We start from the raw sequence: 14,419 nt of genomic DNA on the forward strand, positions 1-14,419 counted from the left end.
TTTCCGAAAGAGACGACACGACTCGATGCGCATGAGATGTTTTTCTATCCTTTATGCGGCGATCTTCGCCGCGGCTTGTGGGAGCACGCAGATATCGCAGGCACAGACGCCGGCGCCCGCCAACGATTCACCGGCCAAAGCGGTCATGGCCACCGATCCCTGGGAGTTCGGAGCCTTCTTTCAGGGCGGACTCGGCCAGGGCGATCGCGACGATTTCACCTTCACCTCTGCCGGCGTGCGCCTGGGCAAAGTGATTACAGATGAGCATCTGCCCGGCCTGCTGCGCGGACAATTCGAATACGCCGGCGAGATCATGCCCTACTGGCAGTCGTTCACCCCCGGGCCTCATTCCGCATCGACAAAAATCTACAGCCAGAGCGGCCAGTATCTGGGCTCGCAAGTTCTGCCCTACGGCGGTGGAACCTTTACGGGCGCGAGCATCACGCCCATCATCCTGCGCTGGGATCTCAAGCCCAGGAAGCGGCTGGCTCCATGGCTGCAGGGCGCGGGCGGACTGGTTTACACCACGCACAAATATCCGCCGGACATTCTGGTGCAGCACGGCACGCCGGGCGCAACCAGCGTCTTCAATTTCACTCCGCAATTCGGCGTCGGCTTTCACTACTTCGTGAAGCCGCGGCAGTCGATCGACTTTGCCGCGAACGCCATCCACATCTCCAGTGCCTCGCTCGGAGATCGCAATCCCGGTATCAATGCAAGCGTGCAGTTCCAGATCGGCTATAGCTGGTGGAAATGAAAAAAGCAGGGTATAGGGGATAGGTTTTAGGGTGTAGGCTGCTCATCGGAGAAACGTGACGGCCGCAAACCCTGTTGGCCGATGCTTAGTTTTCTACACCCTCCCACCCTAAACCCTGTACCCTACACGCTATACCCTGAGTCCACATGTCCGATCCGCTTGTCGAATGCGTGCCGAACTTCTCCGAGGGCCGGAATCGGGCCGTCGTGGAAGCCATTGTTGCCGCGATGGCGGTCGACGGCGTTTCCCTGCTCGATTATTCGCTCGACCCCGATCACAACCGCTCCGTGGTGACGATCGTCGGACCGCCTGCGGCGGTAGTTGAGTCGGCAGTGCGCGGAGCCGGCAAAGCGGCCGAGCTGATCGATCTCACCTCGCAGCAGGGCGTCCACCCGCGGATCGGTGCGGCCGACGTGATCCCCTTCGTTCCCGTCCGGGATATCTCGCTGGAGCAGTGCGTGCTGTTCGCCCGGCAGGCTGGAGCGGCATTGTGGAGCCGGCACGGAATCCCGGTTTATTTCTATGAAGCGGCCGCGGCCCGGCCCGACCGGGCGCTGCTCGAAGATGTACGTCGCGGCCAGTTCGAAGGCCTGAGAGATGCGGTCCGGCGTGAGGTTGCCCGGCGTCCCGACGTCGGCGGCCCGGAGCTGCATCCTACGGCCGGAGCTTCGGCTGTGGGCGCGCGGCGCTTCCTGATCGCCTACAACCTCTATCTCAACACCTCCGATGTGGCTAAAGCTCGGGCCATTGCCCGCGAAGTCCGTGCATCCGGTGGGGGCCTTACCGGCGTTAAAGCTATGGGGGTATTGGCCCACGGCGAGGCGCAGATCTCGATGAATATCACCGACTTCCGGCAGACGCCGGTGAGCCAGGTGTACGCCGCGGTAAGAGATAAAGCGGCCCGTTTTGGCGTGGAACCGGTGCGCGGAGAGCTGATCGGCCTGATTCCGCTGGCTGCCGCTGAGCAGGAAAGCGAATGGCTGCGTCTTTTTCATGAATTCGACCCGGAAGAGAAGATTCTGGAACGAAAGTTGCAGAGTCCAAAAGCGTGGCCAGAAACGAAGTCTTCCAATCCGGGTCTAAGATAAAAACTGGGATAGAAACTGTCATAGCTAACATAAATAGATAGAAACTAGAATTTAGACCGATAAAGTAAAGATAGTTACGGTTGGAACCGCGTGAACGCGGGCGGCACACTAGAGAAGGTAGGGCCCAGCGCAGCGGCGCGGTCCGGAGGAAATCTGAAAATGAACTTGAACAAGACAATGCAACGGTTGACGATGACTGCGCTTCTGGCCGCTGCGGCCGCCGCGCTTGCCGGAACTCCGGCCATGGCTGCGCAGCTGGACAGCGACGCGCGAACGGCGATTCCCAAGGACGTGCAGCAGATTATTGTCGTCGACTATCGCGCCATGCAGAATTCGCCGGCCGCTATGGACCTGAAGGCGCGCATCCTGCCTCCCGAGTTGAAGCAGCTGGAGCAGGCCCTGAAGGTCTCGGGCTTCAATGAAAATCACGATGTCGAAGAGCTGGCCTTTGCCGCCTTCCGCGTGGGCGATAACAACGCCAAGATCGTGGGTATCGCGCAGGGGCAGTTTTCGCTGCCCGACATCATGGCGACCATCAAGAAGAATAAGGTCAAAGCCACACTCTGGCACACCAACAAGCTATATCCCATGGGCGCCAGCGGCATGCTGGTCACCTTCCTGAATCCCACCACCATGGTCTTCGGATCGACTGATGCCATCAAGCCGGCGCTCGATGCGCGCGATGGCTACGCGCCGAACCTCCTGACCAACCCGGACATGGTGCAGCAGATGGGCACCGTCGATACCCAGCCGCTCTGGAGCATCATGGACCAGAAGGGCACGCAGTTCATGATGCGCAGCCTTCTCGGCCAGGCGTCGCAGCTTACCGACTATGAAACCATCAAGAAGCGCCTGCTGGGTTCGACTTACACCATGAACTTCCAGAACGGCGTGAAGTTCAACCTCACCGTCTCCACTCCGGACACCTTCACCGCAGCAACCATGTCCTCCCTGTTGAACGCCGCGGCCATGTACAAGAAGGTAAGCGGAACGACGGTCGAGAAGCAGGCCATCGACTCCACCACGATCGATTCCAGCGCCGGACTGCTTGAGGTAAGCTTCGTCGCCTCCGACAGCGAATTCTCCAGCCTGCTGCAGTCGCCGCTCTTTCATTCAGTCGTGCAGTAAGTTCTATCTGCGATATATCATGGAAAAGAAGGCTCCCCAAGCCAGCGGGCTCGGGGAGCCTCTTTATTTTCAATGATTTATCGCTCCGGCTCGACTTCGATGGCGTTGATGAGCGGATAATTTTCCACCGGCGCGAATTGAAGCTCCAGCATGCCATGGGCGGTCGGCTTGATTCCGTCGAATGTCATCACTGTCACTCCCTCCTTTTCTTTCCGCAGGATGTCGAAGTTGCTTAAAAGCGTTTCCCCGTTGCAGTAGACATCGAACTGCCGGCTGCCGATTCCGCCGGGGCCGCCGTTCGTGCTGCCGAACCATCCTTCGGAGAAATACAGGCGCAGCCTGTATTCCTCACCCGGAACGACGGGGATCAAGTAGCGGAAATGGCCGTATCGCTCCCATTCGAAGATCTTAGGATCAGCGACTTTGGGCAGGTTATCCGGATGGAAGGTTCTTCTTCCGCCCTCAAAAAAGAACTCCGGACCCCAGACATTCCCCGAACTGTCTCGAACGACTGCTGGTCCCGCGAGCATGCGCAGGGGCGCGCCGCCCTTGGAGCGGGATGGTGTGAGCTCGACGGCATTGACGAAGGCGCCATCGGACAGGAAATTCAGATGGATGGTGCCGTCGCTTAAGGGATGAATTCCCGCATAGGCCTTCCCAATCGCGATGTCCGCTCCACCCGCCTCATCCACCACGTCGATGGCTTCGGCGCGCCGATCGTTGATTGAAAAGTCCACCTGCCGCGCCGCCTCTTTGTCGCCGGCCGTATCGGCAAAGAGCAGCTTGATCTGGTATTCGCCCGGCGGCGCTGGAATTCTGCACTGGAATTTGCCTTCCCGGCCTTCGCGAAAGATGACGGGGTCGTCGGTGCCCTGAATCTCCTGCTCGGTGTGCGCAAACGCAGTGCCTCCCGTGCAGTACCGCTCGGCCAGCCATTCCTGCCCCGCCGCGTCCAGATAAGGATGGGCCGCCGAGCCAAACCGCATGCGCAGAACGTCATCCAGACCCGCGGCGGCTTCCGGGACGGCAGCCGCCCGGCCGGCCAAGGCTGCATTGCGGCCTCGCATGTGAAGAAACACCGCGACCGCAGCGAAGAGAATCATCCCCGCCCCTGCACCCACCCAGACCAGGCGCAGCCCGGACCGTTTTCGCACGCCCTCCAGCACCGAGGCGGGCTCATTCTCCTCGGACGATGACTCGAAGAATGGAAACGTGGGCAGAGAAGACTCCATCGCTTGCAGCTCGGCAGAGGTGCCCTGCTCCGGCGGCTTCCGCTCAAAGGTCGGCACGTACTTGCCTGCGGGAAGCTGCATCTGAACCGGGTGGCTCGAGCCCTCCGCTGCGTAATACTGCTCCAACTTTTTTCTGAGCGCGTGAGCACTCACGCGAACGATCGTGTCCGATTGGGGATCGAAGCGCTCTGACCGGTGAAGCGCCTGCACGGCGATGTTGTATTCCTTGATCCCGTCAGAATTGCCTGCAAAATACTCCGCTACGACGTACTCGAGAAAATGCTGTAAGTTGGGCGCTTTCTTCAGAATTCCAGAATCAAGAATGGCTTTGACTTCCTGCCGTTCTTCGTCCTCGGTAACGCGACTTTCCGGGTACGTCCAGGGCATGGGGGGATATTCCTTTCGTAATCAAAACGCGCATCAGTATACCCAAGGCCATCTGCGCCCGGCGATAGGTGCCTTAACAGCCCGACTAACTGTTAATGACTGAAGGAATACTCCGCAAATATAGGTCTCGATTTCTTGATCTTGAGAAGGCGACAGAAGTTACTTAAGTCAACGGAATCAATCGGATTCACCATCAATGAATCGCCATTTGGCGAATGAATCCTATGGCGCAGAACGAAGACCGGTGATATCCCGGGCGTTATCGGTGAATGAACCAGCACTTACTTGCCAGAAGACGCTCGGCTCTTCGAGTCTCCTGCCACCGCTCAGTAAGGAATGGATTTCCATCGGCGGCCAGGAGCTCGGAATGAATTCCCCCAACCCAAAAGAAACGCCAGAATTTTCCGCCTTTTCTCCGGAACGCGCCGATGCGGATGTCCCAACAAGCGTACGGAAAAGCTCCCTTGCCGATGCGCAGCGCAGTATTCGCCAATCTGTATTCAGACGATCTGTCGCCAGCCGATTGAAATCCACGATAGGCCTTACGGTGAGTTTCGTCGTGCTTTTGGCAAATTCCCATGCTGCCGTGGCTCAGAACTCCACGATCTTCGGCCCGAATGTGTACGTGTTCACGCCCAGCAACTCGGTTTCCTCGATCAACTCGACGCTCAACACGCTCAATGGAAACGCGCAGTTCAGCACTAGCCGCTATGCGGTGCTCTTTGCGCCCGGCACTTACACCGGTGTCGAAGCTGAGGTCGGATATTACGAGTCGGTGGCGGGGCTGGGAGAGACGCCGAGCGCCGTCACCATCAGCGATGGCTATCTGACTTCGAACCAGACTGACTCCAACGGCAACTTGACGACCAACTTCTGGCGCTCCATCGAAAATATGTACATCACCCCGCCCTCGGGCGACGTGCTGCAGTGGGGCGTCTCCCAGGGAGCAGCGTTCCGGCGCATGTATGTCAACGGCGCGATGGAGCTGACCAACACCTACTGCGGCGAGGCCAGCGGCGGCTTCATCAGCGATACGGTGATCACCGGGAACATCAATTCCTGCTCGCAGCAACAGTGGTACACGCGCAACAGCTCGATCGGCAGCTGGACGGGCAATCTGTGGAACATGGTCTTCTCCGGAGTTTCGGGTGCGCCGGCGCAGAGCGTCCCCTTCGGCTCTGCCGATTCCTACACCACCCTCCCCACCACGCCAGTAAGCCGGGAAAAGCCCTTTCTCTACATGGATAGCAGCGGCAATTACTGGGTCTTCTCGCCTGCACTGAGAACAAATTCCACCGGCACCAGCTGGTCCGGCGGAGGGTTGGGCTCGGGAACTTCGCTGCCCATCAGCAGCTTCTTCATCGCAACTCCCACGAGCACGCTGGCTCAGATCAACGCCGCACTCGCCTCGGGACAGAACCTCATCCTGACACCCGGCATTTATCAGTACAGCGGATCCATCAACGTCACCAACGCGAACACCGTTGTCCTCGGCCTCGGCTACGCCAATCTCGTTCCGCAATCGGGCACAGCCGCGATCAGCATCGCTGATGTGGGTGGAGTACAGATCGCCGGTCTGCTGATCGATGCCGGGCCGGTGAACTCGCCGGTGCTCTTCCAAGTAGGCGTGGCGGGCGCCTCGCGCATGAGCCATGCGTCCAATCCCACCTCCATCAGTGATACCTACTTCCGCATCGGAGGAGCCGTATCCGGAACCGCGACCGAGAGCATGGAAATCGACAGCGACAACGTGATTCTCGACAATATCTGGGCCTGGCGCGCCGACCACGGACAGACTCCCGTCGGTTGGACGGTGAATGTCGGCGAGAACGGCCTGGTGGTGAACGGAGACAATGTCACCGCGCTCGGCCTCGCGGTCGAGCACTACGAGCAAAACCAGGTGGTGTGGAACGGCCAGGGCGGCGAAACCATCTTCTACCAGAGCGAGATGCCATATGACGTCCCGAGCCAATCCGCATGGATGGATGGCAGCGTCGACGGCTATGCCTCATACTATGTTTCTCCTTCCGTCACCACGCATACCGCCTATGGGCTTGGTGTCTATTCCTACTTCGATCAGGGCGTCGCCATTGTCGCGAACAGCGGAATCTCGGTTCCGGTGGCGACGGGCGTCACGGTCACCGATGCGGTGACCGTCTTCCTCTCAGGCAGCGGGCAGATCACCTACACCATCGCCTCCGATAGCCCCACCGTCGATAACGCGGGCACCACCGCCGACTCGGCCTCGTACATCAGCTATGTGACCTCGTACGGAGGCTCGGGTGGAAGCTGCGCCGCGGCTCCCACCACTCCCGCAGCTCTTTCCGCGAATGCAACTTCTGCAAGCCAGATCGGTCTTAGCTGGAGCGCCAGCACGGCTGGATCGGGCTGTACTGTAAGCTACAACGTCTATCGCAGCACAACCTCGGGATTCACGCCTGCGGCGGGCAATCAGATCGCTTCCGGCCTTTCCTCTGCCTCTTACCAGGACTCCGGCCTGACTGGCTCGACGACCTACTACTACATCGTCGAGGCGGCAGACGGCGCAGGAAGTTCAACCGCTTCGGCGCAGGCCAGCGCAACGACGGAAGGCAGCACCAGCTGCAATGCGGTGCCATCCGCGCCGGGAGGTTTGACGGCGGCGGCATCCTCCGCAAGCGCGATCGGGTTGAGCTGGAGCGGAGTCATGCCTCCCTCGAACTGCACCATCACTACGTACAACGTTTTCAGCAGCACCACCAGCGGGTTTACTCCATCGTCGAGCAGCCGGATCGCCAGCGTGACCGGAACCAGCTACACCAACACCGGCCTGGCCGCCGGAACCACTTACTACTACAAGGTCGAAGCGACTGACGGTGACGGCTCTTCGGCTCCCTCCGCGCAGGCTTCGGCGACGACGCAGGCCGGCTCATCGTCGGGCGCGGAGATCGTAGCCATTGCCGCAGGCGCTCCTGCTGAAAGCAATGCCAGCGGAGGCGATTATCCCTTTGTGGCTGACGAGGACTTCAGCGGTGGAGGCGACAACTCCGCCGTCTCCGCCGCCATCAACCTCACGCAGCCAGCAGCCAACGCCGCTCCCATGGCTGTCTACCAACACGGTAGAGCCGGAGTTTTCACCTACACCATCCCCGGTCTCACTGCGGGAGCGCAATACACCGTGCTGCTGCACTTCGCGGAAACCTATTGGACCGCTGCCGGGAAACGCGTCTTTAACGTGGCCATCAACGGCACTACCGTGCTGGCCAACTTCGACATCTTCGCCACCGTCGGAGGCAACGCGGCACTCGTCGAACCATTTACCGCGACGGCAAACAGCAGCGGCGATCTCGTCATCGCTTTCACCCGAGGAACCAGCGACCAGCCCGTGCTCGCCGGCCTCGAAATCCGCTGAATCTCCTTTACTCATTCAAGGCCGGTGACTTCCTCTCACCGGCCTTGAGCATGTTCAACGTTCGCGACATAACAGTTTCAGCAGTTCACCCCTAAGGAGATGGTTGTGAATCAGCAAATCCCCAACAGATATCGGACCGGCCGTGCGAACGCAGCGATAAGCCAGGCGCAAAATGACCTGGTCATTTCAGACCATCGAGTGAGAAACGCATTCTTTCTACTCGCTGCCATTTGTCTTTTCTGGCCGCACGCGCTGCATGCGCAATGGACCCAGGTATGGGGCGGCCCTTTCACCGGCTCCGCCAACACCACCTACAACCACTCCGAGTGGTGGAACAACGTTGAGGACAACACCGGGAATCAGTGGGGCGACGGCACGATTCAATCCACCAGCGACAGCCTGCAGAACGTCTATCTCGATGGCAATGGCAACCTGGTCATCGCGATGACTTATAACGCGAGTCCCGGCGCTGGCCAGAGCGCATACACCTCGGCCAGGTTGACGAGCACCTACGCTGCCGGTCCCTACGGGCGCGTCGACGCGCGCATCCAGAATCCTTCGGCAACCGGTATGGGCGCAGCCTTCTGGGCATTGGGCGCGAATGCTTATCCCGCGGGCACCGGCCCGGGCTCGGCCAACCCCAGCAACAACGGCGGCGTGCCCTGGCCCTGGTGCGGCGAGCTGGACATGATGGAGATTCAGTCCGTGACCTCGCAGCACAATGGGTCGACGGTGCACGGCGGCGAGACCGATTCGCAAACCAGCTACGAGTACGGCGGCCTCAGCGCTACCGTCAACCTGACCGGAAGCGCGACCTTCGATAACGGCTTTCACATCTTCAGCACGCAGTGGGAGCCATACCAGCTCGAATACTTTCTGGATGGCACAGCGTATGGCACGGTGAATCTCGCCGATCTCGGCGCGACCGATCAGTGGGAGATGAACCAGCCGATCAATTTCATCCTCAGTTCCGGAGTGGGAGGTAACGGCGGAACGCCGACTGGAACCGGCTTCCCATCGAATATGCTCGTCAACTACGTCAATTACTCGACGTGGTCTGCAGGGCCACCCAGCCCGGTGAGCGCCTTGACTGCAACCGCGACATACAGCAACGCAGTTACGCTGAGCTGGGATGCCAGCCCCACGACCGGCGTAACGTATGACATATACGGCAGCACCACTCCCAATACCCCGCCCGGCATCGGCACGCTTGTGGCGCAGCAGGTGACCGGCACCTCGTATACGCAAACCGGACTGCAGCCCAACACCCCTTACTACTACACGGTGGTGTCGGCGAACTACGGCGGCGAATCTACGGCTACGAACGTGTCCGTGACCACTCCCGCTCCCGGCAACAGTACCGGGATGCAACTCAGCGCCGGTGGATACGCCGTCGGCACATACATGAACTCGGGATTCGTCCTGGGCGGCAACAGCAACTATCACTATCACGTTGCAATCAACACTGCGCAGGTTACAAACCCCGCGCCGCAGCAGGGGTATGACAGCGAGCGCTGGGGACCGGCCGCATGGACCATCACCGGCCTCAATCCGAAAGCTGGTTATAACGTCCGGCTGCACTTTGTCGAGAACGCCCACACCGCAGCTGGGCAACGCAACTTCAATGTGTCCATCAACAGCGATACGGTGCTGAATAACTTCGATATCTTCTCCGCGGCGGGCGCCGCAAGCACCGCCGTTGCCGAAGAGTTCTATACCCAGGCCGACGAGAACGGCATCATCGAGATCCAGACCAATCTCGGAACATCGACCGTCGCCGATCTGAATCCCACCATCAATGCCATCGAGATCATTCCCGCTACCGGCTCCGATCCAGTCGGAGCAGCACCGGGAACGGCCACGGCACTCTCCATCAACTCGGGTGGAGGAGCGGCGAGTAACTCCGGCGGCGGCGATAACTCCTTCATCGCGGATGAAGACTTCAACGGCGGCGACACCTCCACAACCACCAACGTCGTCTCCACTGCGGGCGTGGCCAACGCGGCTCCCGAGGCTGTCTACCAGTCGCAGCGCTATGTTCCGTTCACCTATATCCTCACCGGCCTGACTGCCGATGCCACGTACACGGTACGCATGCACTTCGCGGAGACCTATTGGACCGCGGCGGGCCAGCGGCTCTTCAATGTGGTCATCAACGGAAACCAGGTGATCACGAAGCTCGATCTCTTCGCCACCGTGGGCGCGAACAAGGCTCTCGTAGAGCAGTTCCCTGCGAACGCCGATATGTACGGCCAGATCATCGTGCAGCTGGTCTACGATGGAGCCGACCAGCCGGAGATCAATGGCATCGAGGCTCTCCTTGCTTCGAGCGCCATCGGCACTCCGGGCAATCTCACCGCAACGCCTTCAGGAGGCAGCATCGCTCTAAGCTGGAGCGCAAGCTCGACCTCGGGAGTGACTTACTCCGTCTACCGCGGCGCGTCTGGAACCGCACCCGCACTGCTAACCAGCGGCTTGTCTACCACCACTTACACCGACTCCACCGTGACCAACGGTACGACCTACGTGTATTACGTCGTGGCGGTCAAAGGCAGCGGTCTTTCTTCGCAATCGAACTGGGCTACAGCTACCGCCGGAGCATCGGGGAGTTGCGGTGCGGTTCCTTCGGCTCCGGGAGGTTTGACGGCAGCGGCATCCTCCGCAAGCGCGATTGCCTTGAGCTGGAGCGGAGTAACGGCTCCAGCGAACTGCACTATCAGCTCCTACAAGGTGTATAGCAGCACCACCAGCGGCTTCACACCGTCGTCGGGCAACCTCATTACTAGCACCACTGCCACCAGCTACACCAATAGCGGTCTGTCTGCCGGAACCACTTACTACTACAAGGTCGAAGCTGCTGACGGTGACGGCTCCTCGCTACCCTCGGCGCAGGCTTCGGCGACGACACATGCGGGCTCGTCGTCGGGTGCGGAGATCGTAGCCATTGCCGCAGGCGCTCCCGCGGAAAGCAACGCCACCGGCGGCGATTATCCATTCGTGGCTGACGAAGACTTCAGCGGTGGAGGCGATAACTCCGCCACCACGGCCACCATCAACCTCACTGAACCCGGACCCAACGCCGCGCCCATGGCTGTCTACCAGCACGGTCGAGCCGGGGTCTTCACCTACACCATCCCCGGTCTCACCGCCGGCACACAATACACCGTGCTGCTGCATTTCGCTGAGACCTACTGGACCGCTGCCGGAGACAGAGTCTTCAATGTCTCCATCAACGGCACCACCGTGCTCTCCAACTTCGACATCTATGCCAATGTCGGAGCCAACGCCGCGCTGGTCGAGGCGTTTACGGCAACTGCCAACAGCAGCGGCGATCTGGTCATCGCCTTCACCCGGGGAACAAGCGATCAGCCTCTCCTCAGCGGCCTCGAAATTCGATAACTCTCCCTTACACACTCAAGGCCGGTGAGCTACAACTCACCGGCCTTTTTTCCTTCTAACGTCTGGACCCCGCGCTTCAACTACGTCAGTTTTTTTCGTGTCCGAACATTGACAATATCATCAATGTGACAGCATCTATCACCAAGCATTTCAGTACGTTGACGAAAATATATAGCAAGAAATATATGGACGATGTCCTAACACCAGTGAGAGCATCTCGATTATGTTAAAAATTCAACGGCTGAAAGATGCCATAGATTGGGTGATTCGGCTTCAGGGGGCCTATGCAATATTCGCCGCCATAGTCGCAGGCGGTGCAGGCACCGCTGTGAGGGCAATTCTGAATTATCACACCCATTTGCCTGCACTCTGGATAACTCCGATTTGGTTGCTGTCGGCAGCGCTGGTTTTGCTAACTCTGCTTTTTCTAGCAAGTGGGATTTGGCGCAATGGAGAAAATCCGGCCTTCGATTTCGTTATAAGCACGATCATCTGGATATACAACGCAGAAAAAGACATGACCGTGTTTTACATCGGCGCGAGAATTTTGAATAGAGGCGGTCCGTCAATCACTCTGAGTTGGTCTGCCACCTATAAACTTGGTCCGACCTCAGAACCGATGAAACCCTTCTATCTTGTTGGCCCGACGGTCCTGACTATCGGCGAAGAAAGACTCACGATCGAAAACGACGACTTATTGAACGTGAAAACTTCTGAAAAGGCTATTGAACGAGGAGGAGCAGTCTACGGCAGGCTGGTGTTTGCTGTTCCAGGAAACAGAGATGCTCAGATTAAATCGCTCCAACATCAGATAGAAGTGTGCGTTCACGATTACCTCTCAATCCCGTATACAGCCATTTACGTGCCCAGTTCCGTACCTTCGGTCGGCCTAATTAGGCACCCACACGAAAAAGGTGAATTCATTAAGAAACAAGAAGTAGAAGGGGAAAATGCGAAGTTATTGACGACCTCTAAAGAACAAACGTAATACGTATTATCTTGCAATCTTGCCACCCCGCGTCCATCCATGCTAAAAACAGGAACACAGCATGTTGCGTCCTTCCCAATTCGTTTTTCGCGTCATGCCTAGCAGGCTCTCCGCCTGTTGTTGTCGCTAGTTCTCTTCTGAGTTCGTAGTTCCCTCCCAGAATCCATGTAATTCCAATCCGGCTTCCCCGGCCTCGGAGTTTTTCCATGACAACACCTGCCGTCACTCGGCGCATTTCTCTCGACACCTGGGCCGTTTTGCTCGCGTTTGCCGCCGCCCTGCTCGTCCGCTTCGGCATTCTCAAAACGGTTCCCTGGTAAGGAGACAATCATGGCCAGCTCCGTAGCGCTTCCCTCTACCCAGACCAAGCCCACCGCCGGCAGCTTCTTTGGGCTGATCCCCGGCATTCTTCTGCTCGCTGTTGTCGGCTATGCCGGCAAGTTCATCGAGCAATCGATCTCCCATTACGGCAAGGCTCACCACCTGGTCCTGCCGAATATCGAGTATGTGCTGTGGGCCATCCTGATCGGCCTGGTCATCTCGAATACCGTCGGCGTGCCGGCTCTCTTCCGCTCCGGCGTGGCCACGTATGAATTCTGGCTCAAGGCGGGCATCGTGCTGCTCGGCGCACGCTTCCTGCTGGGCGATGTGCTGCGCCTGGGAGGTCTCAGCCTGGGACTGGTCTTCATCGAGCTGGCTCTGGCGCTGACCTTCATGACTTATCTCGGCCGGGGATTCAAGCTGTCGCCAAAGCTGATCACCCTGCTCGCTGTCGGATCCTCCGTCTGCGGAGTATCCGCCATCATTGCGACCCAGGGAGCGATCGATGCGGACGAAGAAGATTCGTCGTACGCCATCGCCGCAATCCTGGCGCTGGGAGCGCTGTCGCTGTTCGTGTTTCCGCTCATCGGGCATGCGCTGCACATGAGCGATCATGCCTACGGATTGTGGACCGGGCTGGCAGTCGACAACACCGCCGAGGCTACGGCCGCCGGCGCGCTCTATTCCGACGCAGCCGGCAAAATAGCGGTGCTGGCCAAGACCTGCCGCAATGCACTCATCGGCTTTGTCGTGCTGGGTTACGCGCTTTATTGGGCTTCAAAAGGACAGGCCGCCCAGGTAACCAACAAGGGCGCCTTCCTGTGGCGCAAGTTCCCCAAATTCGTGTTGGGCTTTCTGGCGATTTCACTGCTGGCAACGGTCGGATTCTTCACCAAGCCGCAGCTGGCAGCGGTGGGCAATCTTTCGCGCTGGGCCTTCCTGCTCACCTTCGCCGGCGTGGGCCTGCGCACGAACCTCCGCGAGCTTGGCAAGCAGGGCGCAAGGCCATTCCTGGTGGGAGCCATCGGGGAGGTGGCCATTGCGCTGATCACTCTGGGACTGGTCTTCGGGGCGGATCATTGGTTTCACCTCTGACCCTAATCTGATCAGATCGGACCTGATCGGCCTCTGGCTTCTCGGAGATCTACATATTCGCGACGGCGCCATCGACAGAAAATGCGCCTGCACCCTTCACCATGAGCAGAATGGTGATGGCGATGGCCAGAAGATGGTACTCGTAGCCTTCGCCCTTCTGCGTGCCGGACCAGTTCATGAAGAGGCCGACGGCCAGGTGAACCTTGACCACTGCAACGGCCATGGTTGCGGCGACTCCAAAGGCGGCGATGCGGGTCAGGAAGCCGAGGATCAGCCCCAGGCCGCCAAGAAACTGCGCGGCTATGGCTAGAAAAGCAAAGACGGCGGGAATGCCCATGGACTCGAAGGCGCTCATGCTGGCGTGGAAGCCGTAGCCGCCGAACCACCCGAGAACGAACTGCGCGCCATGCGCGAAAAAGACGATCCCGAGCACCAGACGCACCAAAGCCAGGGTACGATCGTCTGTCGTTGCAAATAAGCTTTTCATTCTTCTCCTCTTGTTCGTGAGATGGGATGAATCTTGAGCAGATTCTAAGAGATAGTTCATCGAGAATCTGGCGCGCAAGCGAAATTTGCGGCCGATGCCACGATGGGAAGAAGGGTGATAACGCCCGAGAAATTCGGGAACGCGGT

Annotated in this window: 9 protein-coding genes; 7 read left to right on the forward strand and 2 right to left on the reverse strand. The window is 59.0% G+C overall.

The features are described from left to right. Positions 1 to 25 precede the first annotated feature (25 nt). From XX99_RS26130 to XX99_RS26140, 3 genes are all read left to right on the forward strand, one after another. Entirely contained in the window at positions 26 to 757 is a 732-nt protein-coding gene (locus tag XX99_RS26130; protein WP_156186220.1) for an acyloxyacyl hydrolase, read from the forward strand. A gap of 146 nt (positions 758 to 903) precedes the next feature. Beyond that, positions 904 to 1,845 (forward strand): glutamate formimidoyltransferase, encoded by a 942-nt coding sequence (gene ftcD / locus XX99_RS26135; RefSeq protein ID WP_050062323.1) that lies wholly within the window; start codon positions 904 to 906, stop codon positions 1,843 to 1,845. Between the two features lie 159 nt (positions 1,846 to 2,004). Next, positions 2,005 to 2,973, forward strand: coding sequence for a hypothetical protein (locus tag XX99_RS26140; RefSeq protein WP_050062324.1), 969 nt, complete (start codon positions 2,005 to 2,007; stop codon positions 2,971 to 2,973). Positions 2,974 to 3,050: 77 nt separating this feature from the next. Here the strand turns inward: XX99_RS26140 and XX99_RS26145 are convergent, their stop codons facing one another. Then, positions 3,051 to 4,592 carry a malectin domain-containing carbohydrate-binding protein gene (locus XX99_RS26145; RefSeq protein ID WP_050062325.1) on the reverse strand — a complete coding sequence of 514 codons (1,542 nt, stop codon included), beginning with the start codon at positions 4,590 to 4,592 and terminating at the stop codon, positions 3,051 to 3,053. Positions 4,593 to 5,151: 559 nt separating this feature from the next. Here XX99_RS26145 and XX99_RS26155 point away from each other — a divergent pair. The 4 genes from XX99_RS26155 to XX99_RS26170 all read left to right on the forward strand — a co-directional run bounded on the left by XX99_RS26155 (position 5,152) and on the right by XX99_RS26170 (position 13,786). Further along, entirely contained in the window at positions 5,152 to 7,983 is a 2,832-nt protein-coding gene (locus XX99_RS26155) for a malectin domain-containing carbohydrate-binding protein (RefSeq protein WP_156186221.1), read from the forward strand. A gap of 105 nt (positions 7,984 to 8,088) precedes the next feature. Next, the gene (locus tag XX99_RS26160) at positions 8,089 to 11,382 is read left to right on the forward strand and encodes a malectin domain-containing carbohydrate-binding protein (protein WP_050062328.1); all 3,294 of its coding nucleotides are present in this window, start codon (positions 8,089 to 8,091) and stop codon (positions 11,380 to 11,382) included. A 223-nt stretch (positions 11,383 to 11,605) separates the two neighbouring features. Next, on the forward strand, positions 11,606 to 12,370 hold the full coding sequence (locus tag XX99_RS26165) for a hypothetical protein (RefSeq protein ID WP_050062329.1): 765 nt from the start codon (positions 11,606 to 11,608) through the stop codon (positions 12,368 to 12,370). A gap of 330 nt (positions 12,371 to 12,700) precedes the next feature. Beyond that, a complete protein-coding gene (locus XX99_RS26170) occupies positions 12,701 to 13,786 on the forward strand; it encodes a YeiH family protein (protein ID WP_050062330.1) in 1,086 nt (361 codons plus the stop codon). Between the two features lie 49 nt (positions 13,787 to 13,835). Here XX99_RS26170 and XX99_RS26175 read toward each other — a convergent pair whose 3' ends face one another. After that, positions 13,836 to 14,273 (reverse strand): DoxX family protein, encoded by a 438-nt coding sequence (locus tag XX99_RS26175; protein WP_050062331.1) that lies wholly within the window; start codon positions 14,271 to 14,273, stop codon positions 13,836 to 13,838. Between the last annotated feature and the right edge of the window lie 146 nt (positions 14,274 to 14,419).

This window comes from Silvibacterium bohemicum (assembly GCF_001006305.1).
Classification (GTDB): domain Bacteria; phylum Acidobacteriota; class Terriglobia; order Terriglobales; family Acidobacteriaceae; genus Silvibacterium; species Silvibacterium bohemicum.